Annotated in this window: 25 protein-coding genes and 1 other annotated feature; of the genes, 15 read left to right on the top strand and 10 right to left on the bottom strand. The window is 52.4% G+C overall.

What is annotated here, in order from left to right; genetic code table 11:
- Nucleotides 1–87: 87 nt before the first annotated feature.
- Nucleotides 88–1,017: a 6-phosphofructokinase II gene (gene pfkB / locus OGY04_RS07520; RefSeq protein ID WP_048226753.1), complete on the bottom strand. Its 930-nt coding sequence runs from the start codon at nt 1,015–1,017 to the stop codon at nt 88–90.
- A 287-nt stretch (nt 1,018–1,304) separates the two neighbouring features.
- Between pfkB and OGY04_RS07515 the strand changes: the two genes are divergently transcribed.
- Complete coding sequence (locus OGY04_RS07515; protein WP_003832568.1) at nt 1,305–2,063, top strand: DUF481 domain-containing protein; 759 nt, start codon at nt 1,305–1,307, stop codon at nt 2,061–2,063.
- A gap of 164 nt (nt 2,064–2,227) precedes the next feature.
- Here the strand turns inward: OGY04_RS07515 and yniD are convergent, their stop codons facing one another.
- Nucleotides 2,228–2,335, bottom strand: coding sequence for a small membrane protein YniD (gene yniD, locus OGY04_RS07510; protein WP_003030590.1), 108 nt, complete (start codon nt 2,333–2,335; stop codon nt 2,228–2,230).
- Between the two features lie 304 nt (nt 2,336–2,639).
- Between yniD and thrS the strand changes: the two genes are divergently transcribed.
- From thrS to selO, 14 genes are all read left to right on the top strand, one after another.
- Nucleotides 2,640–4,568: a threonine--tRNA ligase gene (gene thrS, locus OGY04_RS07505; protein WP_003832572.1), complete on the top strand. Its 1,929-nt coding sequence runs from the start codon at nt 2,640–2,642 to the stop codon at nt 4,566–4,568.
- Between the two features lie 3 nt (nt 4,569–4,571).
- Nucleotides 4,572–5,114, top strand: coding sequence for a translation initiation factor IF-3 (infC, locus tag OGY04_RS07500; protein ID WP_048997935.1), 543 nt, complete (start codon nt 4,572–4,574; stop codon nt 5,112–5,114).
- 96 nt (nt 5,115–5,210) lie between these two features.
- A complete protein-coding gene (gene rpmI / locus OGY04_RS07495) occupies nt 5,211–5,408 on the top strand; it encodes a 50S ribosomal protein L35 (protein WP_003030583.1) in 198 nt (65 codons plus the stop codon).
- A 55-nt stretch (nt 5,409–5,463) separates the two neighbouring features.
- Nucleotides 5,464–5,820 carry a 50S ribosomal protein L20 gene (rplT, locus tag OGY04_RS07490; RefSeq protein WP_003030578.1) on the top strand — a complete coding sequence of 119 codons (357 nt, stop codon included), beginning with the start codon at nt 5,464–5,466 and terminating at the stop codon, nt 5,818–5,820.
- Between the two features lie 120 nt (nt 5,821–5,940).
- Nucleotides 5,941–6,065: a sequence feature (Phe leader region), on the top strand.
- Nucleotides 5,946–5,990, top strand: a complete 45-nt coding sequence (pheM, locus tag OGY04_RS07485) for a pheST operon leader peptide PheM (protein ID WP_001386830.1) — start codon at nt 5,946–5,948, stop codon at nt 5,988–5,990. Its footprint overlaps the feature before it by 45 nt.
- Nucleotides 6,066–6,189: 124 nt before the next feature.
- Nucleotides 6,190–7,173, top strand: a complete 984-nt coding sequence (gene pheS / locus OGY04_RS07480) for a phenylalanine--tRNA ligase subunit alpha (protein ID WP_003832580.1) — start codon at nt 6,190–6,192, stop codon at nt 7,171–7,173.
- A gap of 15 nt (nt 7,174–7,188) precedes the next feature.
- Complete coding sequence (gene pheT, locus OGY04_RS07475) at nt 7,189–9,576, top strand: phenylalanine--tRNA ligase subunit beta (protein ID WP_032943162.1); 2,388 nt, start codon at nt 7,189–7,191, stop codon at nt 9,574–9,576.
- 4 nt (nt 9,577–9,580) lie between these two features.
- The gene (ihfA, locus tag OGY04_RS07470) at nt 9,581–9,880 is read left to right on the top strand and encodes an integration host factor subunit alpha (RefSeq protein WP_003030571.1); all 300 of its coding nucleotides are present in this window, start codon (nt 9,581–9,583) and stop codon (nt 9,878–9,880) included.
- 121 nt (nt 9,881–10,001) lie between these two features.
- Nucleotides 10,002–10,982: a vitamin B12 ABC transporter permease BtuC gene (btuC, locus tag OGY04_RS07465; RefSeq protein ID WP_003832584.1), complete on the top strand. Its 981-nt coding sequence runs from the start codon at nt 10,002–10,004 to the stop codon at nt 10,980–10,982.
- A 60-nt stretch (nt 10,983–11,042) separates the two neighbouring features.
- Nucleotides 11,043–11,594: a glutathione peroxidase gene (locus OGY04_RS07460; protein ID WP_286585065.1), complete on the top strand. Its 552-nt coding sequence runs from the start codon at nt 11,043–11,045 to the stop codon at nt 11,592–11,594.
- Entirely contained in the window at nt 11,594–12,343 is a 750-nt protein-coding gene (gene btuD, locus OGY04_RS07455) for a vitamin B12 ABC transporter ATP-binding protein BtuD (RefSeq protein ID WP_060682303.1), read from the top strand. The genes OGY04_RS07460 and btuD overlap by 1 nt, the downstream gene beginning before the upstream one ends.
- A 77-nt stretch (nt 12,344–12,420) precedes the next feature.
- Complete coding sequence (locus OGY04_RS07450) at nt 12,421–12,885, top strand: NlpC/P60 family protein (protein WP_003832591.1); 465 nt, start codon at nt 12,421–12,423, stop codon at nt 12,883–12,885.
- Between the two features lie 318 nt (nt 12,886–13,203).
- Nucleotides 13,204–13,917: an EAL domain-containing protein gene (locus tag OGY04_RS07445; RefSeq protein ID WP_103014602.1), complete on the top strand. Its 714-nt coding sequence runs from the start codon at nt 13,204–13,206 to the stop codon at nt 13,915–13,917.
- Nucleotides 13,918–13,978: 61 nt separating this feature from the next.
- Nucleotides 13,979–15,421: a protein adenylyltransferase SelO gene (gene selO, locus OGY04_RS07440; RefSeq protein WP_191238584.1), complete on the top strand. Its 1,443-nt coding sequence runs from the start codon at nt 13,979–13,981 to the stop codon at nt 15,419–15,421.
- Here the strand turns inward: selO and OGY04_RS07435 are convergent.
- The 8 genes from OGY04_RS07435 to ppsR form a co-directional block, all read right to left on the bottom strand.
- Nucleotides 15,418–16,197, bottom strand: a complete 780-nt coding sequence (locus OGY04_RS07435) for a heme ABC transporter ATP-binding protein (protein WP_103285104.1) — start codon at nt 16,195–16,197, stop codon at nt 15,418–15,420. The genes selO and OGY04_RS07435 overlap by 4 nt on opposite strands.
- Nucleotides 16,190–17,182 (bottom strand): FecCD family ABC transporter permease, encoded by a 993-nt coding sequence (locus tag OGY04_RS07430; RefSeq protein WP_103014605.1) that lies wholly within the window; start codon nt 17,180–17,182, stop codon nt 16,190–16,192. Before OGY04_RS07430 ends, OGY04_RS07435 begins: the two co-directional genes overlap by 8 nt.
- Complete coding sequence (locus OGY04_RS07425; RefSeq protein ID WP_103014606.1) at nt 17,182–18,003, bottom strand: heme/hemin ABC transporter substrate-binding protein; 822 nt, start codon at nt 18,001–18,003, stop codon at nt 17,182–17,184. The genes OGY04_RS07430 and OGY04_RS07425 overlap by 1 nt, the downstream gene beginning before the upstream one ends.
- The gene (gene chuS / locus OGY04_RS07420) at nt 18,000–19,031 is read right to left on the bottom strand and encodes a hematinate-forming heme oxygenase ChuS (RefSeq protein ID WP_048226740.1); all 1,032 of its coding nucleotides are present in this window, start codon (nt 19,029–19,031) and stop codon (nt 18,000–18,002) included. Before chuS ends, OGY04_RS07425 begins: the two co-directional genes overlap by 4 nt.
- Before the next feature lie 47 nt (nt 19,032–19,078).
- Nucleotides 19,079–21,061, bottom strand: a complete 1,983-nt coding sequence (locus tag OGY04_RS07415; protein WP_219987883.1) for a TonB-dependent hemoglobin/transferrin/lactoferrin family receptor — start codon at nt 21,059–21,061, stop codon at nt 19,079–19,081.
- Between the two features lie 74 nt (nt 21,062–21,135).
- Nucleotides 21,136–21,324, bottom strand: a complete 189-nt coding sequence (gene hemP, locus OGY04_RS07410; protein ID WP_032943171.1) for a hemin uptake protein HemP — start codon at nt 21,322–21,324, stop codon at nt 21,136–21,138.
- A gap of 170 nt (nt 21,325–21,494) precedes the next feature.
- Nucleotides 21,495–22,541: a 3-deoxy-7-phosphoheptulonate synthase AroH gene (aroH, locus tag OGY04_RS07405; RefSeq protein ID WP_003030555.1), complete on the bottom strand. Its 1,047-nt coding sequence runs from the start codon at nt 22,539–22,541 to the stop codon at nt 21,495–21,497.
- Between the two features lie 126 nt (nt 22,542–22,667).
- Entirely contained in the window at nt 22,668–23,501 is an 834-nt protein-coding gene (gene ppsR / locus OGY04_RS07400) for a posphoenolpyruvate synthetase regulatory kinase/phosphorylase PpsR (protein WP_003832602.1), read from the bottom strand.
- Nucleotides 23,502–23,728 lie beyond the last annotated feature (227 nt).

Here is a 23,728-nt window from a genome sequence, read left to right as displayed (position 1 = left end):
CACGTGATTTTTTAGCATAGACGTATAACCCCCATGCCGACAGTTTTACCGGAACATCCCCCTTCTGTTAAAAGGGGGACGGTGCCATTACTGCGCAAGGTATGCATATATTTTTTGCGTATCGTCCAAAGCGCACAGACGCGTACCCTGATTCAGGGTTGCTGCGCTACCGGCGGCGACACCGTAACGGACAATATCCTCAAAAGGCGCGTTCTCTGCCAGTTTAAGCGTCATGGCCCCGACCATACTGTCGCCCGCGCCTACGGTACTTTGACTTTTCACCGGTGGCGGAACCACCTGAACGCAGGTATCGCGATCTACACCCAGCGCCCCTTGCGGCCCAAGCGAGACCACAACGCGGTGCGCTTTTCCGCTTTGCACGATTTCCTGTGCGGCTTTGCGCACATCATCGGGCTGTGTCAGTTCGCGGTTAACCAGCGCACTCAGTTCTTTGAGGTTGGGTTTGACCAGTTCGATATTGCCGATGGCTAACGCCGCCGTCAGTGCTTCGCCTGAACTGTCGACAATACAGCGGATCCCCTGTTTTTGTGCGGTGGTAATGAGTCGGGTCAATTTCTCAAGCTGTACGCCGGGCGGCAAACTGCCGCTGATGACCAGCAGCGCGCCAGATTCAATTTCCAGCACCTGATCCTGAAGTTGGTAGAACTCTTCATCGGTCAGCGCAGCGCCTGGCATGACAAAACGATATTGTTCGCCGCTGGACTCCACGTGGACATGAAGATTTTGTCGGGTCCAGTCTTTAGCTTCGACGGTAGATACGGGAACATTTTCGTCGGCGAGCAATGCAACAAGATGCTCTCCGGTTGCTCCCCCCGCGGGGAAAATCGCTGTTGCGGTTCCGCCAAGATGGGCAATTGCGCGAGCGACGTTGATACCGCCGCCGCCGGGTTCAAAAACCGGCGAGGTACAACGAAGCTTACCTTCCGGGTAAATTTGCGGGGTGATTGTTGCGCTATCGAGAGAGGGCGCAAGTGTTAACGTATAGATACGTACCATCTTTACCTCCTGTTAGGCTGAACTCAGTCTGGCACTTAACCTCCCGAAAGTGAAGTAATTAACAACATGATTTTTCATATCTTTATTTAAAATTATCGCCATAAAGATATATAAATAAAATAAAGGTTTAGGAACGCTCTTATTCAAAAAATGAAATAAGAATTTATTGCTATGTTATTCGAGTCTTTTTATAATTTGTTACCTTTCAAGGGTCTTTTGTCATTGATCCATATGAAAGTTTCCGAGACCGTAATGGTCTCTTTTTTTGTTGTACGGACTCTTAATAAATGAAGCTTTTGAAGACAGTGCCCGCAGCATTACTGCTGACGGGAGGCCTGCTTGCGTCAATGCATGCTGTAGCCGATGATTCCGTTTTTACTGTCATGGATGACCCTTCCAGCGCGAAAAAACCCTTTGAAGGTAACCTGAACGCGGGATATCTCGCCCAGTCAGGCAACACAAAAAGTTCTTCTTTAACCGCAGATACCACCATGACCTGGTACGGCCAAACGACGGCATGGTCTCTGTGGGGAAATGCCAGCAATACCTCCTCAAATGATGAGCGTTCATCGGAGAAATATGCCGTAGGTGGCCGTAGTCGTTACAACATGACCGACTATGACTATCTCTTTGGACAGGCAAGCTGGTTGACCGACCGCTACAACGGCTACCGCGAGCGTGACGTGCTGACAGCGGGTTATGGTCGTCAGTTCCTCAACGGACCTGTGCACAGCTTCCGTTTCGAATTCGGTCCTGGCGTGCGCTATGACGAGCACACGGATGGCACCACCGAAACACAGCCGTTGGGCTATGCGTCCGGGGCCTATGCATGGCAGATGACGGACAATACCAAGTTTACTCAGGGTGTGTCGGTATTCGGCGCTGACGATACCACGCTCAACTCTGAAACTGCCCTGAACGTTGCCATCAACGAGCACTTTGGGTTAAAGGTGGCTTACAACGTGACCTGGAACTCTGAACCGCCGGCAACAGCGCCGGAGCATACCGATCGCCGTACGACAGTTTCCCTCGGCTATCGGATGTAATGACAAGCCGGGTCAAATAAATGACCTGGCTTTCCTAAATTAAAGTTAAGTTTATTTAATATTTAATTTGCGTTTTATTTTTTTACCTGGCCATAACGCGCTATTTTCAGACTAATTCGATTAATCGATAAATAAACGAAACCGGAACAGTGGGGGAGCGTCATTTAGCCCCAGATCATCGCAGCCCAGCGCAGCATCAACATGGCCGCACAAATAACGAGCAGAATCACAACCATCTTCCAGTGTTTCTTCGCAAAGCGATTTGTGGGCATTGTTTTTTTCCTGCTCAGGTTAGATGACTTTGTGCAAGTGTAACAAAGACGGTTGGGTGTCAGTGAATTGATTTACATCATAGAGCGCGCGTTGATTGTTGCTTTGATCGACCCGTAATGCCGTGTACACTGTCAAACGGTGTTATCAAAAAGCGGGTGTAGGTCCAGTGTGGTCTTTAAGGCAACCAGTGACATATTTCGCAGAGTGAAGCGGGAATCAGCCCACACCTTTTTGATAATTTTAAATATTGAATCTTTGTATGTGATCTTACGTGTGGGTCACCACTGCAAATAAGGATATAACATGCCTGTTATTACTCTTCCTGATGGCAGCCAACGCCATTACGACCACGCTGTAAGCCCCATGGATGTTGCGCTGGACATCGGTCCAGGTCTGGCGAAAGCCACTATTGCTGGCCGTGTTGACGGTGAGCTGGTAGATGCTTCCGATCTGATTGAGCATGATGCGAAACTCTCCATCATCACCGCGAAGGATGAAGAAGGTCTGGAGATCATTCGTCACTCCTGTGCGCACCTGTTAGGGCACGCGATCAAACAACTCTGGCCGCACACCAAAATGGCGATCGGACCGGTTGTTGATAACGGTTTTTACTACGATATCGATCTTGACCGTACGTTAACCCAGGAAGACGTCGACGCGCTCGAGAAGCGGATGCACGAGCTCGCTGAGAAAAACTACGATGTCATTAAGAAGAAAGTCAGCTGGTACGAAGCGCGTGAAACCTTCGTGAAGCGTGGCGAGACCTATAAAGTCTCCATTCTTGATGAAAACATTGCCCATGATGACAAGCCTGGCTTGTACCATCATGAAGAATATGTCGATATGTGCCGTGGCCCGCACGTGCCGAACATGCGCTTCTGCCATCACTTCAAACTGATGAAGACCGCAGGGGCATACTGGCGTGGCGACAGCAATAACAAGATGCTGCAGCGTATTTATGGTACTGCATGGGCAGATAAAAAAGCCCTGAATGCCTACCTGCAACGTCTGGAAGAAGCGGCCAAACGCGATCACCGTAAAATCGGTAAACAGCTTGACCTGTATCATATGCAGGAAGAAGCACCGGGTATGGTGTTCTGGCACAACGATGGCTGGACTATCTTCCGTGAACTGGAAGTATTCGTTCGTTCAAAACTGAAAGAATACCAGTATCAGGAAGTGAAAGGCCCATTCATGATGGACCGCGTGCTGTGGGAAAAAACAGGTCACTGGGATAACTACAAAGATGCGATGTTCACCACCTCTTCTGAGAACCGTGAATACTGCATTAAGCCAATGAACTGCCCAGGCCACGTGCAGATCTTTAATCAGGGTCTGAAATCCTATCGCGATCTGCCGCTGCGTATGGCTGAGTTTGGTAGCTGCCACCGTAATGAACCGTCAGGTGCGCTGCATGGCCTGATGCGTGTTCGTGGCTTCACTCAAGATGATGCACATATCTTCTGTACTGAAGAGCAGATTCGTGATGAAGTTAACGCGTGCATTCGTATGGTCTACGATATGTACAGCACCTTTGGCTTCGAGAAAATCGTCGTCAAACTGTCCACTCGCCCCGAAAAACGTATCGGTAGCGATGAAATGTGGGACCGTGCTGAAGCTGACCTGGCCGTTGCGCTGGAAGAAAACAACATCCCGTTTGAGTTCCAACTGGGTGAGGGCGCGTTCTACGGTCCGAAAATTGAATTTACCCTGTATGACTGCCTCGATCGTGCATGGCAGTGCGGTACTGTACAGCTGGACTTCTCCCTGCCGTCCCGTTTAAGCGCCTCTTACGTTGGCGAAAACAACGAGCGTCAGGTTCCGGTTATGATTCACCGTGCAATTCTTGGGTCGATGGAACGTTTCATCGGTATCCTGACCGAAGAGTTCGCTGGCTTCTTCCCGACCTGGCTCGCACCAGTTCAGGTTGTGGTCATGAACATCACCGATTCTCAGTCTGAATACGTTAACGAATTAACGCAGAAACTACAAAATGCGGGTATTCGTGTAAAAGCAGACTTGAGAAATGAGAAGATTGGCTTTAAAATCCGCGAGCACACTTTACGTCGTGTCCCTTACATGTTGGTCTGTGGCGACAAAGAGGTAGAAGCAGGCAAAGTTGCCGTGCGCACCCGTCGTGGCAAAGACTTGGGCAGCCTGGACGTAAATGAAGTGATTGAGAAGCTGCAACAAGAGATTCGCAGCCGCAGTCTTCAACAACTGGAGGAATAAGGTATTAAAGGCGGAAAACGAGTTCAAACGGCACGTCCGAATCGTATCAATGGCGAGATTCGCGCCCTGGAAGTTCGCTTAACAGGTCTGGAAGGCGAAGCTTTGGGTATTGTGAGTCTGAGAGAAGCGATCGAAAAAGCTGAAGAAGCTGGAGTAGATTTAGTTGAAATCAGCCCTAACGCCGAACCGCCAGTTTGTCGTATTATGGACTACGGCAAGTTCCTTTATGAAAAGAGTAAGTCTTCTAAGGAACAGAAGAAAAAGCAAAAAGTTATCCAGGTTAAGGAAATTAAATTCCGTCCTGGCACCGACGATGGCGATTACCAGGTAAAACTCCGCAGCCTGGTACGCTTTCTGGAAGATGGCGATAAGGCTAAGATCACGCTGCGTTTTCGCGGTCGTGAGATGGCCCACCAACAGATTGGTATGGAAGTGCTCAACCGCGTCCGTGACGATCTGAGTGAACTGGCAGTAGTCGAATCCTTCCCTACGAAGATCGAAGGCCGCCAGATGATCATGGTGCTCGCTCCTAAGAAGAAACAGTAAGGCCTTCAAGTAGCAATGTCTGTGGAGCCTACGGGTTCCACAGCCGTTGTTCGCCTACGTTTCGTTTATTAACAATGCGAAGTGGAAGTTATTAAAATGCCAAAAATTAAGACCGTACGCGGTGCTGCTAAGCGTTTCAAAAAAACCGGTGGTGGTGGATTTAAGCGTAAGCACGCAAACCTGCGTCATATTCTGACCAAAAAATCTACTAAGCGTAAACGTCACCTGCGTCCAAAAGGCCTCGTGTCTAAAGGCGATCTGGGTCTGGTTATCGCGTGCCTGCCGTACGCATAAGCCGTTAACGTTTAATTCATTTTTTTACTAAGAATATAGATACAGGAGAGCACATATGGCTCGCGTAAAACGTGGTGTAGTTGCCCGTGCACGTCACAAGAAAATTTTGAAACAAGCTAAAGGCTACTACGGTGCGCGTTCTCGCGTATACCGCGTTGCCTTCCAGGCTGTTATCAAAGCTGGTCAGTACGCTTATCGTGACCGTCGTCAGAAAAAGCGTCAGTTCCGTCAACTGTGGATTGCGCGTATCAACGCAGCAGCACGTCAGAACGGTATTTCTTACAGCAAATTCATCAACGGCCTGAAAAAAGCCTCTGTTGAAATCGACCGTAAGATCCTGGCTGACATCGCAGTATTCGACAAAGTAGCGTTCACCGCTCTGGTCGAAAAAGCGAAAGCAGCTCTGGCATAAGCCGGTGAAAAGAGGGAGCCTGGCTCCCTCTCTTTTATTTGTAGTGCAATCAATTAGTTGACAATTTATCCGTAAGCCTTTTCAATAAAGGTTGTCCGGTTTTTACCACACAAGGTAACGCAAGCATGAATGCTGCTATTTTCCGCTTCTTCTTTTACTTTAGCACCTGAACTCAGGAGGCTTGCGCGTGAAAGAAGAAACGGAAAACAGCGCCTAAAAGCCTCCCTGGTGGAGGCTTTTTTTATACGCGTCATCCTTCAAGTTGTCTCTGTATTGGCTGCATTCGCTCTTTGGCCGCGTTGATACAACTTGAATGATTTTGCGTATATACGAGCGACTAGTGAATATCGCAACATAACGAGGAAAACCATGTCACATCTCGCAGAGCTGGTTGCCAGTGCAACGGCCGCCATTAACCAGGCTTCAGATGTTGCCGCGTTAGACAATGTCCGCGTCGAATATTTGGGCAAGAAAGGGCACCTGACCCTTCAGATGACAACCCTGCGCGAACTGCCGCCAGAAGAGCGCCCGGCAGCAGGTGCGGTGATTAACGAAGCCAAAGAGCAGGTACAGCAAGCGCTGAACGCGCGTAAGGCCGAATTAGAAAGTGCTGCGCTGAATGCTCGTCTGGCTGAAGAAACGATCGATATTTCCCTTCCTGGGCGTCGTATCGAAAACGGCGGTCTGCACCCGGTGACGCGTACAATCGACAGGATTGAAAGTTTCTTCGGTGAGCTGGGCTTTACCGTGGCGACCGGTCCGGAAATCGAAGATGACTATCATAACTTCGATGCGCTCAACATTCCTGGCCATCACCCGGCGCGCGCTGACCACGACACTTTCTGGTTTGACGCGACGCGTCTGCTGCGCACACAGACTTCCGGCGTGCAGATCCGCACCATGAAAGAAAAACAGCCGCCGATCCGTATTATCGCCCCGGGCCGCGTATATCGTAACGATTACGATCAGACTCACACCCCAATGTTCCACCAGATGGAAGGGCTGATTGTTGATACCAACATCAATTTCACCAACCTGAAAGGCACACTGCACGATTTCCTGCGCAACTTCTTTGAAGAAGACCTGCAGGTTCGTTTTCGTCCTTCCTACTTCCCGTTCACTGAACCATCTGCGGAAGTTGACGTGATGGGCAAAAACGGCAAATGGCTGGAAGTGCTGGGCTGCGGGATGGTTCACCCGAACGTGTTGCGTAACGTTGGAATCGATCCGGAAATCTATTCCGGCTTTGCATTCGGTATGGGTATGGAGCGTCTTACTATGCTGCGTTACGGCGTTACCGATCTGCGTTCTTTCTTCGAAAACGATCTGCGTTTCCTCAAACAGTTTAAATAAAGGCAGGATAAAACAATGAAATTCAGTGAACTGTGGTTACGCGAATGGGTAAATCCGGCGATTGATAGCGATGCGCTGTCAAACCAAATCACGATGGCGGGTCTTGAAGTTGACGGTGTGGAACCTGTTTCCGGCGCGTTCAATGGCGTTGTGGTAGGTGAAGTGGTTGAATGTGGCCAGCACCCGAACGCTGACAAACTGCGCGTCACCAAAGTGAATGTAGGCGGCGACCGCCTGCTGGATATCGTCTGCGGTGCGCCAAACTGCCGTCAGGGGTTGAAAGTGGCTGTGGCAACCGTTGGTGCCGTTCTGCCGGGCGATTTCAAAATTAAAGCCGCGAAACTGCGCGGTGAACCGTCTGAAGGCATGCTGTGCTCGTTCTCCGAGCTGGGTATTTCCGACGATCATAACGGGATTATCGAACTGCCTGCCGATGCGCCAATTGGCACCGATATCCGTGAATACCTGAAGCTTGACGACAACACCATCGAAATCAGCGTCACGCCGAACCGCGCCGACTGCTTAGGCATCATCGGTGTAGCGCGTGATGTTGCTGTACTGAACAAAGCCCCGCTGGTTGAACCGGAAATCGCGCCAGTAGCCGCGACCATTAGCGACGTCCTGCCGATTCAGGTTGAAGCCGTGGAAGCCTGCCCACGCTATCTGGGCCGCGTGGTGAAAGGCATCAATGTTAAAGCGCCGACCCCGCTGTGGATGAAAGAAAAACTGCGCCGTTGCGGTATTCGTTCTATCGATGCCGTGGTTGACGTGACTAACTATGTGCTGCTCGAACTGGGCCAGCCGATGCACGCATTCGACAAAGACCGCATTGAAGGCGGAATTGTTGTCCGTATGGCAAAAGAGGGTGAGACCCTGGTATTGCTGGACGGCAGCGAAGCGAAGCTGAATGCAGATACGCTGGTGATTGCGGACCACAACAAAGCGCTGGCGATGGGCGGCATCTTTGGTGGCGAACATTCCGGTGTGAACGATGAAACACAAAACGTCCTGCTGGAATGTGCATTCTTCAGCCCGCTGTCTATTACCGGTCGCGCGCGTCGTCACGGCCTGCACACCGATGCATCTCACCGCTATGAGCGTGGTGTCGATCCTGCGCTGCAACATAAGGCCATGGAACGTGCAACGCGCCTGCTGATTGATATCTGCGGCGGTGAAGCGGGCCCAGTCATTGATGTGACGAACGAAGCCACGCTGCCAAAACGCGCAACCATTACGCTTCGTCGTAGCAAACTGGATCGTCTGATCGGACACCATATTGCCGATGAGCAGGTGAGCGACATTTTGCGTCGTCTGGGTTGTGACGTGACGGAAGGGCAGGATGAGTGGAAAGCGGTCGCGCCGAGCTGGCGTTTCGATATGGAAATCGAAGAAGACCTGGTCGAAGAAGTCGCCCGCGTATACGGGTATGACAATATCCCGAACACGCCGATTCAGGCGGGTCTTATCATGGGTACGCATCGTGAAGCGGATTTGTCGCTGAAACGTGTAAAAACCATGCTGAATGACAAAGGCTACCAGGAAGTCATTACCTATAGCTTCGTCGACCCGAAAGTCCAGTCGCTGCTGCATCCGGGTGAAGAAGCGCTGCTGCTGCCAAGCCCAATCTCTATTGATATGTCAGCAATGCGTTTGTCCCTGTGGACTGGCTTGCTGTCTACGGTAGTGTATAACCAGAATCGTCAGCAGAACCGCGTACGTATTTTCGAAACGGGTTTACGTTTCGTGCCAGATACGCAGGCCAACCTCGGGATCCGTCAGGATCTGATGCTGGCTGGCGTGATCTGCGGTAACCGTCATGATGAACACTGGAATCTGGCAAAAGAGACCGTTGATTTCTATGATCTGAAAGGCGATCTGGAAGCGGTTCTCGACCTGACAGGCAAACTGGCAGACATTCAGTTCAAAGCTGAAGCGAATCCAGCACTGCATCCGGGTCAGTCTGCGGCGATTTATCTGAAAGGTGAACGTATTGGTTTCATTGGGGTTGTTCATCCTGAACTGGAACGTAAACTGGATCTGAACGGTCGCACTCTGGTGTTTGAACTGGAGTGGAATAAGCTCGCAGACCGCGTGGTGCCTCAGGCGCGTGAAGTTTCTCGCTTCCCAGCGAACCGTCGCGATATCGCAGTCGTTGTGGCAGAAAACGTTCCCGCTGCGGATATTTTATCCGAGTGTAAGAAAGTTGGCGTAAATCAGGTAGTTGGCGTAAACTTATTTGACGTGTACCGCGGTAAGGGTGTTGCGGAGGGCTATAAGAGCCTCGCTATCAGCCTGATCCTTCAGGATACCAGCCGTACACTTGAAGAAGAGGAGATTGCCGCTACCGTCGCCAAATGTGTAGAGGCATTAAAAGAGCGATTCCAGGCATCATTGAGGGATTGAACCTATGGCGCTTACAAAAGCTGAAATGTCAGAATATCTGTTTGATAAGCTTGGGCTTAGCAAGCGGGATGCCAAAGAACTGGTCGAGCTGTTTTTCGAAGAGATCCGTCGTGCTCTGGAAAATGGTGAGCAGGTAAAACTCTCTGGTTTTGGTAACTTCGATCTGCGTGATAAGAATCAACGTCCGGGCCGTAACCCGAAAACGGGCGAAGATATTCCCATTACAGCACGGCGCGTGGTGACCTTCAGACCCGGACAGAAGTTAAAAAGCCGGGTTGAAAACGCAACGCCCAAAGAAGAGTGATTTAACGATACGCAGAGTATGACGCGTATAACTAAAAAGGCCGCTATGCGGCCTTTTTCCTTTTCACTACCGAATCAGCACCGTAGAATCACCTCCATCTCTTTTCAGCAGAATGGAAAACATGCTGACTTTCGCCCATCAACAGCAGCGTCGAAACGTACGCTGGATACTGTCACTGTCAGTACTTATGCTACTGGCAACGATTCTAAGCTTGTGCGCAGGAGAACAATGGATCGCTCCCGGCGACTGGTTCAGCGCCCGCGGCGATCTGTTCGTCTGGCAAATTCGACTTCCCCGTACCCTTGCCGTTTTGCTGGTAGGCGCTGCATTGGCCTTATCTGGCGCAGTGATGCAAGCTCTGTTTGAAAACCCGCTCGCAGAGCCTGGATTACTGGGCGTATCTAACGGCGCGGGAGTCGGGCTTATCGCGGCGGTGCTGCTGGGGCAGGGGCAACTCCCCGGCTGGGCGTTGGGCCTTTGCGCGATTGCCGGGGCGCTGATTATCACGCTTATTCTGCTACGTTTCGCCCGTCGACATCTGTCTACCAGCCGTCTGCTGCTGGCGGGGGTGGCGCTGGGGATTATCTGTAGCGCGCTGATGACATGGGCTATCTACTTCTCTACCTCGTTTGATTTACGTCAGCTGATGTACTGGATGATGGGGGGCTTCGGTGGCGTAGACTGGCATCAGGCCTGGCTCATGGTGGCGTTGATTCCGGTGCTAGTGTGGATCTGCTGTCAGTCGCAGCCGATGAATATGCTGGCGTTAGGAGAGACTTCTGCACGTCAGTTGGGACTGCCATTATGGTTCTGGCGCAACCTGCTGGTGGTTGCCACAGGCTGGATGGTTGGCGTGAGCGTGGCTCTGGCAGGGGCGATTGGTTTTATTGGGCTTGTGATCCCGCATATTTTGAGACTGTGTGGCCTCACCGATCACCGTGTTTTACTGCCAGGTTGTGCGTTGGCTGGCGCAATCGCATTATTGTTTGCTGATGTTGTCGCGCGTTTGGTGCTGGCCTCGGCTGAGTTACCTATCGGCGTGGTAACGGCCACCATGGGCGCACCGGTATTTATCTGGCTATTGTTAAAAGCCGCGCGCTAGAACGCGTTGGTACGGTCTATGATTAAAAACTGAAAATCCACCTGTTGTTCTGGAGATGCTATGCAAAACACTATCCTCGATACAGAAGTGACGACCATCGACGGCGAGGTTACCTCACTGCAGCCGTATTCCGGGAATGTGCTGTTAATCGTCAACGTTGCTTCAAAATGTGGACTGACGCCGCAGTACGAGCAACTGGAAAATCTGCAGAAAGCCTGGCACCAACAGGGCTTCAGCGTTCTTGGTTTCCCTTGCAATCAGTTTCTGGGCCAGGAGCCGGGCAGCGAAGAGGAAATAAAAACGTACTGCAGTACCACATGGGGCGTAACTTTCCCGATGTTCAGCAAAATCGACGTCAACGGCGAGGGACGCCATCAGCTGTATCAGAAGCTGATTGATGCCGCGCCAACGGCCGTTGCGCCTGCGGACAGTGGGTTCTACGAGCGAATGGCGAGCAAAGGTCGTGCGCCGCTCTACCCGGACGATATCCTGTGGAATTTCGAGAAGTTTTTAGTGGGTCGCGATGGAAAAGTGCTGCAACGATTCTCACCGGATATGACACCTGAGGATCCCATCCTGGTGCAAACCATCAAGCAGGCGCTGGCAAACTAATGTCTCGATTGATGCAGCTACAGGACGTCGCGGAATCGACCCGTCTCGGCCCGCTTTCTGGTGAGATCAAAGCAGGAGAGATCTTGCATTTAGTGGGACCAAACGGTGCCGGAAAAAGTACGCTGTTGGCGCGTATGGCGGGTCTGACAAACGGAGAGGGCAGTATCACTTTTGGTGATATGCCGTTGGAGGAATGGCCGGCCGCCAGGCTGGCGCAATATCGCGCCTATCTTGCGCAACAGCAAAATCCGCCGTTTGCCATGCCGGTCTGGCATTTTCTGACGCTGCATCAACCCGACAAAGCACGTACCGATCTGTTACAGGAGATCGCCGATGCGCTCGGCCTGGGAGATAAACTGGGGCGCGGCGTGAACCAACTCTCCGGCGGTGAGTGGCAGCGTGTGCGCCTGGCTGCGGTTATCCTGCAGATTTGCCCGCAATCGAATCCATTAGGTCAGCTTTTACTGCTGGATGAGCCGATGAACAGTCTGGATGTCGCGCAACAAAACGCACTGGACCGCTTGTTGAGTCAGCTGTGTTTGCAGGGCATAGCGATTGTGATGAGTAGCCACGACCTTAATCACACCTTACGCCATGCGCATAAAGCCTGGCTACTCAAACGCGGGAAACTGCTTGCCAGTGGTTCACGAGATGCGGTGCTGACGCCGGCCAATCTGTCTGCGGCCTATGGCGTCAACTTCCGACGTTTGGATATTGAAGGGCACAGAATGCTCATATCAACCACTTAAGTGAAATGGGTTCTTGAAAATCATATAATTTCCACGCTAAATTGGCATAAAAATAAAATTCAGAGGATTCGTACTGAATGCGCTTTTGGCTCCTTTTCATCACAGCATTGTTTTTGGCGGGCTGCAGCAGCCATCGTGCGCCTGCGCCAAATGCCCGCTTGTCGGATTCTATTGCCGTTATCGCCGGTCTTAATGATCAGCTACAAACCTGGCATGGCACACCCTATCGTTATGGCGGCATGAGTCGTAGTGGGGTGGATTGTTCTGGATTTGTTTTGATGACGATGCGCGATAAATTCGACCTGCAACTTCCGCGCGATACGCGTACGCAATCAAAGATTGGTACCGAAATTGATAAAGACGATTTGCTGCCCGGCGATCTGGTTTTCTTTAAAACCGGGTCTGGGGAAAGCGGTCTGCATGTTGGTATTTACGATACCAATAATCAATTTATTCATGCTTCAACCAGCCGTGGCGTGATGCGCTCGTCTCTGGATAACGTTTACTGGCGTAAAAACTTTTGGCAGGCGCGACGTATTTAATCCCCCGCAACTCCGAGGCTGCCATCGAGTGCGCAGCCTCAACATCACCATTTGAAAGTTAACTTTTATTTCTGCTTTTGGTTAGACAATACCCCTGAACATTAAGAGCGTATCTTGCTAAAAATATGATTTATTCCGAGATATTAAAAAGTGCAAAGCTGGATATTCGCTTATAATCAGGATAAGCTAAAAAAAAGGATTCGATTTACCGGCTAAAAAGGGAAAAATGAAAGGGCCTCTACTTGCATCAGCAGTAACGTATTTCTCCATCCTTTGCTACAGGATGCCGGATAACACCCATGCAGCGGGGCTGGCACGATGATTGTTTCACTGGATAATCTTTACCATTCTGAGTTCTCTTTTCTTCCTGCGAGAAGCGAAAAAGGCGATCTTGAATTCGTCGATATCATCACCAGTTTCGCCAGTGCGCATGGGGATGTGCGTATACCCACCGAGCTGGTCCTACCTCGGATGTCAGACGACGAACAATGTCGTTTATTTGTAGAAAAACTAGAATTAATCGAAACGTGCCAACATTTTTTTATTCAGCGAAAAGTATCCGCCTGGATTAATTTAACGCCAGCAGTTGCTAATACTTTATTATCAGATACTGAATTTGCTTCACAAGTTGAACGATTTTCATTTCTGGAGCTGGCTATTAATGAAAGCTATCCGGAGTTAAACAAAGGTAAAGATAATCCAGTATTGGCCGCACTTGCTGCGCGATTTCCATTAGTCCTGACAAACTATGGTTCTGGCGGTATATCAACCCGGGCAATTTTTGACGGCCTGTTCAAACACGTTGTGCTGGATAAAAACTTTGTTCAACAAAGGATTGCACATATTTCGTTTGAACCGTTTATGCGGGCTATTCTGGCGCAACTATCGCCCAGCTGTGAGTCAATAATCATTAGCGGAATTGATACACAAGAGATGCTGGAGCGCGTCTTGCCTGTGGGATTCAGTGCCATGCAGGGAGGGTTGTGGCCTGCGGTACCTCCTGCGCAGATAATTTCGCTCGCTAAGATATAACCCTTTTATTTGCTAGTGTTTAACAGGCTATTAACAGTCTACACTAGAGGCAGGAGGCCCTATGACCCTGTCTTTTACCACTCGCTGGCGTGATGAACTACCAGCAACCTATACCGCGCTTTCACCCACCCCTCTGAAAAACGCGCGCCTTATCTGGCATAACGATGCGCTGGCGGAGCAATTAGCAATTCCTGCGGCGCTATTTGATATTCCGACTGGTGCAGGCGTTTGGGGCGGCGAATCGTTGCTCCCCGGGATGTCGCCTTTAGCCCAGGTTTATAGTGGGCATCAGTTCGGTGTCTGGGCTGGTCAGCTTGGCGACGGACGTGGGATCCTGCTGGGCGAACAACAGCTCGCGGATGGTTCAACGTTTGACTGGCACCTGAAAGGCGCCGGACTCACGCCGTATTCCCGCATGGGTGATGGGCGTGCCGTGCTGCGCTCGACCATTCGTGAAAGCCTGGCCAGTGAAGCGATGTACTACCTGGGAATACCGACCACGCGGGCATTGTCGATTGTCACCAGCGACACGCCGGTTTATCGCGAAACGGTCGAAGCAGGGGCGATGCTCATTCGCGTGGCGCAAAGCCATATGCGATTTGGCCATTTTGAGCATTTTTACTATCGCCGAGAGCCGGAAAAAGTGCGCGAGTTGGCTGACTTTGCGATTCGCCATTACTGGCCGCAATGGCAGGAAGAAGCCGATAAGTATCAGCTGTGGTTTAACGATGTTGTCACGCGTACTGCGACGTTAATCGCTGACTGGCAGGCGGTAGGATTTGCGCATGGTGTTATGAACACGGACAACATGTCGATTCTGGGTCTGACAATGGATTACGGTCCATTCGGTTTTCTTGATGATTACGTGCCTGATTATATCTGCAACCACTCTGACAACCAGGGGCGATACAGTTTCGATAATCAACCGGCCGCCGCGTTGTGGAACCTGCAACGTCTGGCGCAAACCCTGTCGCCGTTTATCCCGGTCGAGGCGCTAAATGATGCGCTGGACAGTTACCAGCTGGCGCTATTAACTCGCTATGGTCAGCGGATGCGGCAAAAGCTCGGCTTCTTTAGCGAGCAGAAAGACGATAACGAACTGCTTAGCGAACTGTTTAGCCTGATGGCGCGAGAAAGAAGCGACTATACGCGAACGTTTCGCATGCTCAGCGAAACGGAGCAGCACAGTGCGCAATCTCCGTTGCGCGATGAGTTTATCGACCGCGCAGCATTTGACGACTGGTTCACGCGGTATCGCTCGCGCCTTCAGCAAGACAATATTGCCGATGCAGTCAGACAAACACAGATGAAGGCGGCAAATCCGGCGATGGTATTACGTAACTGGCTGGCGCAACGGGCGATTAGTCAGGCAGAGCAGGGGGATTACGCCGAACTGCATCGGTTGCACCAGGCGTTGCGTACCCCGTTTGCCGATCGCGATGACGACTATGCCAGCCGTCCACCTGACTGGGGCAAACGGCTGGAAGTGAGTTGTTCAAGCTAAGGGGCCAGAAATACCTGCGGGGAAGCGTTGGCCGGATGCTGGCCAACGTGTACCTGAGCACCGTACCAGCGCTTCAGATCATCGGCCTGTAACACAGTTTCCGGTGTTCCCTGCGACACCAGCCTGCCGTTGTGCAGCAGCACTATTCTGTCTGCCCACAGTGCGGCGAGGTTCAGATCGTGAAGCACAATGCACACATGCAGCTCACCCGAAGCGGTTAGCGTTTTTAGCATGCGCAACAGATGCTGCTGGTGGTAAAGATCCAGCGCGGAGGTCGGTTCATCAAGGAATAACCAACCGCGAGGCGCACCGTCGCACCAGAGTTGCGCCAGCGCACGGGCTAACTGCACTCGCTGTTGCTCACCGCCGGAAAGCGCGGCGTATTGCCGGCCTGCCAGAGGCGTACATCCGGTCATCTCCATTACCTGTGCAATAAGCCCAGGTTCCGGTCGTTGGGTCCAGGGCGCGCGACCCATCGCGATGACGGCCTCTACCGGCCAGTCAAATCCCAGTTGCGTTTGCTGACGCATTACCGCCCGGTGTCGCGACAGCATTTGGGTAGGCCACTCCTCCAGCGGTTTGCCCGCCAGCACGCAGCGCCCGGTAGCCGGTTTCAGAAAACCGGTCAGCAAGCGTAGCAGAGTGGATTTCCCCGCACCGTTTGGGCCGATCAGCGCCACCAGTTCACCTTTTGTAAGGGCGAGCGATACGTCGTCGATCACCGCTCTGCCAGCTACGTGATAGTGAAGCCCTTCAGCGATGAAATGTTCAGCCATGCGGTCCTCGCTGACGAAAAATAAGCCATAAAAACCACGGTGCGCCGAGAAGACTGGTCAACAGACCGACCGGCATCTCCGCAGGCGCAACCGCCGTACGGGCCAGCGTGTCGGCAATCAGCAATAAAAACGCGCCCGCCAGCACGGAACCCGGAATAACGGCCCGATGGTCTGAGCCGAGCCACATACGTATTAAATGTGGGATGACCAACCCGATAAAGCCAATCACGCCGCTTACCGCCACGGCTGAGGCAACCAGTAATGCGCTACAAAGCAGCAAAATACGCTGGATTGTACGCACATCAACGCCGAGATAATGCGCCTCTTCCTCACCCAGCTGCAGAAGATTCAGCGCCGGAGCAAGTCGCCAGATGATCAGCACTGTCGGGATTGTCAGTGAAGTGACAGCCAACAGTGTGGACCACTGCGCGGCCCCCAGACTTCCCATTCCCCATAGCGACAGCTGGCGCAGTTGCGCATCATTACTGACCCACGACAAAACGCCAACCGCCGCCCCACAGAGCGCGTTAATGGCAATGCCGACCAGCAGCAGGCGTGAGAGTGAACCGTCGCGCTGTTGGCTGAGGATAAAAATCACTACCGTTGCCGCCAGCGCGCCGAAAAAAGCGGCCAGCATTGGAGCATACAACATCAGCAGCGCGGGCAAGGAGACAGGCAGCACCACCCACAGGGCCACAGCGCAGGCGGCGCCGCTGCTTATTCCCAGTAATCCAGGGTCTGCAAGTGGATTGCGAAACAGCCCCTGCATCACGCAGCCAGCGAGCGCCAGAGAACCGCCAATCACCAGCGCCAGCAGGACGCGGGGCAGACGAATCGTGAGCCAGATTTGACGCAATGCCTCATCGTCATCACGCCAGAGCAGACTTACCGGCAGGCGCAACGCGCCAAAACCGGTAGCCAGAACCGTCATTACAATCAGCATCAATGCCAACATCCACAACGAACAGGTGATCCGCCGGGACATCAGGGTAATTGCTCCGCTTTAGCACGAAGCTGCAAAATAGCCTGTGGCGTGCGAACGCTGAAGCCCAACAGCGCCATATCGTCAACCTGCAATACCTGTTTATTCCTGCCGGCAGGTGTTTGCGCAAGTCCTGGTAGCGCCCACAGGTTTGCCTCGCCACCCATCGCCTTAACACCTTCTTGTGAAATCACTACCAGATCGGGCTGGCTGGCAATGACGCCTTCTTGTGACAGTGGCTGATAGCGATTAACGCCCTGCATCGCGTTGCGTAGACCTGCGGCACGAATCGCCGCATCGGCTCCGGTTTGCTGGCCCGCCGCCATCGCGGTCATCCCGCCATGATTGAGAATAAACAGCACACGTTTATTAAGTTCAGATGACGGGAGCGTCGCCAGTTCCTGACGTAACGTTGCGCGCAGCGTTTCGCCGTCGGCCTCCCGATGGGTAGCCTCGGCGATAACCCTAACTTTTTCATCAATCGCGTTAAGATCGTTGCTTGCTGGGATCGTGACAACCCTGACGTTGCTCTGCTCGATCTGTTTTAACACCAGAGAAGGCTGCGCCTGCGCGCTGGCAAGGACCAGCGTAGGGCGTGTGGCAAGGATCCCTTCGGCGTTGAGCTGGCGCAAATAACCAACATCAGGTAACGCGGTTGCCGCAGCAGGCCATTGGCTGGTGCTGTCTCTCGCCACAAGGGAGGGTTGTGCTCCCAGTGCGTATACGATCTCGGTGACATCGCCACCGAGGGCAACAACTCGTTCCTCGGGTGCAGCCAGTGCGGCGAAGGGCAGCAGCGCGATCAGGGCCAGCAGTTTTTTCATGCGGCCAGTCCTTTCGGCGTTAGCGCGTCAATCTGTGTGCGCCATTGTGTCTGTTCCGGCTCGCCTTCCGTACGTTGACCATACAGTTGTGCGATTTGCGTACCGTCGGCAGCAAACAGTTCCAGACTGGTGACGTGACCATCGGCGGTCGGTTTGCGCGTTACCCACGTTTCGGCCACGCTCTCTTCCAGCAGATGCAGGGTAAAGGTTGGGTTGAAGATGTTTAGCCAGCCTTTCATCGGTACCAGTTTTTCAATCACGCCGGTAAAAATCTGTACACAGCCGCGATTACCCACAAAAACCATAATTTCGTTGCCATCCTGACGCGCGGTGTCGAGTAACTGCGCCAGTGCGCTATTAGAAACCTTACAGGCCAGATCGTCGCCCACCAGATTAAACGCTTGTTGACGGGTGAGTTCATGGCGTTTCAGCAGACCGAAGAACTGGTGGACATCGGTCATCGCTCGCCACTCTTGATCGACGGTCTGCGCATCGACTGTGACGGCGGCAGGCGCAGAATTGTTGGCGGGTTGCAGTGCCAGCGGCGGGTTTTCTGCAAAGATGAAACGGGTCAGCAACGCTGCCCATTCCTCAACGAGGGTATTTTGCGTGGTATAGACCTTTAGCAGCGCATCTCCCTGATGGTCGAAGAACTGAATGCTCTGACGCTCACCATGGGCGGTTGTTTCGCTGATATGAAAGGTACTGGCCCACTGATTCAGGAACAGACGCAGATCGAGGGCGCGCGGATTGAGAACCAGTCCGGCATGACCGTTGAGGTGCTGATTGGTAAAAGCACCTACCTGCTCATGTACTGCGTATTCATTGCGGCAAATACATTTGGTTTCGCCAACTGCTTCCAGTGCGCTGAGAATTTCACGCACTTCACCACGTAAGCGCCAGGCGTCGTGACCGACGCGAGCAAAGGTCAGTTCGGCTTCGCTAATATTCATCAACCCCGCAATATCACGTGCGTATTTGCCAGGATTTTCTTTCTTCAGTTCCAGCCAGCGTGTGTAATGATTCATTGTCTCTTCCTTCCAGATTGCGGCCCCGGCGAACCGGGGAAAAGTGATTACCACTGATAACTCACGAAAATTTTGCCATTACGACCATCCTGCGGAATGCCTTGCGGTGACCAGTACTCTTTGTCGAAGGCGTTGCCCAGTAGCAGCGTGGTGGTCATGCCTTTCAGCGCTTGTTGGCCCTGATAGCTGACGTAGAAATCGTTTACCGCATAGCCGGGCTGTTTAGCGTAGGTGCTGCTGATATGCGTTGAACGGTCAGCAAATGTCCCTATCCAGCCGACAGAGAAACCGCTGTGCGCAACTGGCACATTCAGTTTGCTGGTGACGGTGTCCGGGTTAATGCTTGAAATGTATTCGCCGGTGTCAGTATCTTTTCCGCGTGTGCGGTTATAGGCCATGTCGAGGCTGAACAGATCGGTGGAATATTTCGCCATCACATCCCAGCCCCAGATTTTGGCGTTGGGTACGTTATAGGACATGGTTGTCGCAGCGGCGAAATCGACGCTGGTGGAGATGTAATCTTTCGCTTTGGTGTCGAAATAGCTGGCTTTAAATTCGAGCGCGTCGCTCGCCATCAGAAGATCGTCAAAGCGCAGGCCAAATCCGTATTCCTGTGTTTCGTTGGTTTCCGGGCGCAGGTTAGGGTTCGGCACCCAGTAGTTGGTGTAAAAACGACCAATCGAGAAGTGTTTCGCATCGTTATACATCTCGCCCATAGTCGGGGCACGGAAAGCCTGAGCGTATGAACCGAACAGCATCAGCCAGTCAGTTGGCGCAACCGTTAATCCGGCGCGGGACGACCATTTATCGGCATCGACATCTTCATAACCGTCGCTGCTGCCGCGATAAGAGTCATAACGGGTACCGCCCAGCAGCGTAACCGGTAGGTCGCGCAGGGTGATTTCATCCTGTAGCCAGCCGGAGCTGAAATCGATCTTAGCCTCCGGGAAGCCAGTTGTTGCTCCTCCCGGTTGTTGCTCCTGACGATAGTATTCACCGCCGTAGGTCAACAGGTGAGATGCAAAAGAGTCGGTAAACAGGCGGCTGCGGTTGTCGATCTTCCCGCCTTTGGTGGTTTGCTTGCGAAATTCGCCAGTGTTATCTGCATTCTGAGCATTAATGCGCGCTTCGGACCAGTAGATACGGGCGTCAGCGTTCAGCCAGTCATTGTCCGCCGGAGCGAGCGAGTAGGTCAGTTGCGCATCACGCTGGATCGTTGAACGGTTGGTCATCGGATTGCTGGCATCCGCCGCGCTGGTCTGCGGGTTTTTAGGTTCCCGGGCGTCATTATTGTAGTAACGCAGCGAACCGGCCAGCGTCTGGGCGCTGTCAATTTTCCAGCTACCTTTCGCCAGCATATTGTTAATTGCTTCGTCATTCGGCGCAGTAGTACCGTCACTCTGGCGTAAATCACCGCGATCGCGGCTGGACCAGGCAAGCAGTCCGTCCAGCGTATCGGTACGGCCATACGTGCTGGCACCCATGCCGAGACTGTGATCGCCGGTCGCCGCGGTACCGAACACGCGATAACCGCTGTTTTGCCCGACGTCCAGTAGATCTTTGGCATCTGCAGTGTCATAGGCGATCACGCCGCCTAGCGCGCCGCTACCGTACAGTAGTGCGGAAGGGCCACGCACGACTTCGATGCGTTTGATAAGCGCCGGGTCGAGGAAGGTACTGTTCAGGTGTCCGGTGTCGGTTCCCTGACGAACACCGTCAACCAGTACCAGAACGCCGCGTCGATCGTAGCCGCGCAGATTCACGTCCTGGCCGTTGGTACGGCCCGTACCGTCAAGGGTCAGGCCTGGAACCTTACGTAACAGGTCGGCAGCCGAGCTGGCGGTTTGGTTTTCTGGGGCGGTGGCGTCAATGACGCTGACCATCATTGGCGCTTCAAAGGCGCTACGGGCATTGCCGGTGGCGGTAACGGTCATATCCTCGACCGCCGCCCAGGCGACGGCGGGCAGGTTACTGATAATCGCCAGCGCCAACAGCGATGGGCGCAGGGAAGCGGTGTGCAGGTAAGGCATAGCAACTCTCCATTAGGAAATCGAAAAGCGCTGGCTGCCTGGGTATGACCTGGGTGGCTGGCGAAATGTGTTGTTTATTTAGTCAGAATGAGTTTTCCGGCTTGTGTCTGGCGCAGCAGGTAGTGCTGACCATCATGTTCTATGATCACGCGTCCTTCGTTACCAAGCAGGGTTTTACTGTCAATTCGTCGCTCGTTTGGCGCGACGGAAGGCGGTGTTTTGTCTTTTGCAGGCGTTGCCGTTGTGTTATCCATACGTGACATAGTGTTTAAAAATAACAATCAATGTAACAATGATAATCATTATCATCAAACTACAAATTTGCGGCAAGCGTTTTTGTGAAATAATTGTGACGAGAACGTTTTTTGCGCAATAAGCAAGGGGAAAACAAGGGATTAGCGCCGGGCAAGGTGATATTGCCCGGCGAACAGCATTAAAAACGGCTATCAACCGCAGAGGCGAGTTTTTCAACCAACAGTTCAGTATCTTCCCAGTTCAGGCACGGGTCGGTAATGGACTGACCGTAAACCAGCGGCTGGCCGCTAACGATTTTTTGCGTACCTTCACGCAAGAAACTCTCCGCCATAATCCCGGCAATCGCCGTCGAACCATTGCGAATTTGCTGGCATACATCATCACAAACGTCCAACTGACGGCGATGCTGCTTCTGGCAATTGCCGTGGCTAAAATCGACCACCAGATGCTCAGGCAGGGAAAATTCGTGCAGGGTATCGCAGGCGGCAGCAATATCTTCAGCATAATAATTCGGCTTTTTACCGCCACGCATGATGATATGCCCGTAAGGGTTACCGCTGGTCTGGTAAATGGTCATCTGACCGGTTTTATCCGGCGAGAGGAACATGTGACTGGCACGGGAGGCGCGAATCGCATCGACGGCGATGCGCGTGTTGCCATCCGTTCCGTTCTTAAAGCCGACCGGGCAGGAGAGCGCGGAGGCCATTTCACGATGGATCTGACTTTCGGTGGTGCGCGCGCCAATAGCTCCCCAACTGATTAAATCAGCAATAAACTGGCCGGTCACCATGTCGAGGAATTCAGTCGCCGTGGGGACGCCCAGTTCGTTGACCTGCAACAGCAGTTTTCGCGCCAGTTCAATACCGTGGTTCACACGATAACTGCCATTCAAATCCGGGTCGGAAATCAGGCCTTTCCAGCCTACGACGGTGCGTGGTTTTTCAAAATAGGTACGCATCACGATTTCCAGACGCGCCTGGTGCTTAGTGCGCAGCGCCTGTAACCGTGTCGCGTATTCCATCGCGGCATCAAGATCGTGAATCGAGCAGGGACCTACGATCACCAGTAAACGGGGGTCTTCACCATTTAAAATTTTTTCTATCCGACGTCGGGAGTCCGTAACATGACGGGCGACGGAGGACGAAACAGGATGCCGTTGCGCAAGCTCTGCTGGAGTGACCAGGTTGTCAATACGCGCAGTACGGAGTTCATCGGTTCTGTTCATTACTTGTCTCAGAAATTTGTTGCTTCAACGGCAGGACTACCGGGAAGTGATGTACATCACAATATCACACTCATCCTGCCTGGTGGCGAGCATAATAACAAAAAATCGAACCAATGCACTAGCATTCTAGTACATGCGGCGATTCAGTCCCATGATATCGAGGATCTTGGTAGCAATCTCTTCTACCGAATAATTGGTACTGTTCAGCCAGGGGATCTGGTTTTTCCGGTACAGCGCTTCTACCTCTGCGACTTCCATACGGCACTGACGCAGCGAGGCGTAACGGCTGTTCTCACGGCGTTCTTCGCGGATGGCCGCCAGGCGCTCAGGGTCGATAGTCAGACCGAACAGCTTATGCTGCAACGGCTTCAGGGAGGTGGGCAGCACCAGATTATCCATATCATCGGCAATAAAGGGGTAGTTGGCCGCGCGGATACCAAACTGCATGGCCAGATACAAACTGGTCGGGGTTTTGCCGCAACGGGAAACGCCGAGCAGGATTACCTGCGCCTGATCGAGGTTGCGCAACGAAATACCGTCGTCGTGGGCGAGGGTGTAGTCAATGGCAGCGATGCGCGCGTCGTACTTGTTGAGGTTACCGGGATTCAGACCGTGCGTGCGGTGGGCGATAGGCGTAGGGTCGAGTTTCATCTCGTGCTGCAGTGGGGCAACCAAGGCCTGCACGATATCCTGACAAAACCCTTCGCTTTGCAGAATGATCGAGCGAATTTCCGGCAGGACGATGGAGTAAAACACTAAAGGGCGCACGCCAGTTTGTTGGTAGATAGCGTCAATCTGGTCTTTAACCGCGCGCGCACGACTCTCATTTTCCACAAACGGCAGCGTAATACTGCTGATCGTGACCGGAAATTGCGACATCACCGCGTGACCCAATACCTCGGCGGTGATGGCCGTACCATCAGAAATATAAAATACGTGACGATCAACAGCATTATCCATTTTGCTCATCCTGGGGCAGATATAATTCTCTGAAAGCATAAATTAAAATTCGCCAGAAGCGAATATTGCGGCATCTATTTTATAAAATGAAACGGTATTTTTATATTTAATGAAAAGTACATTTCATTTTTCGGAACAAATGTTTATACCGGTCATTTTTGTGGTGATCCCGTGTGGCTCGCGGGTTTGCGCAAATGCGGAAACAATCTGAAAAAATAAAAAATAAA

The sequence above is a fragment of the Citrobacter sp. Cpo091 genome, from assembly GCF_030332645.1.
GTDB classification, from domain to species: Bacteria; Pseudomonadota; Gammaproteobacteria; order Enterobacterales; family Enterobacteriaceae; genus Citrobacter; species Citrobacter portucalensis.
Note: the sequence above shows the minus strand (reverse complement) of the source record. Positions and strands in the feature narration are given on the sequence as shown.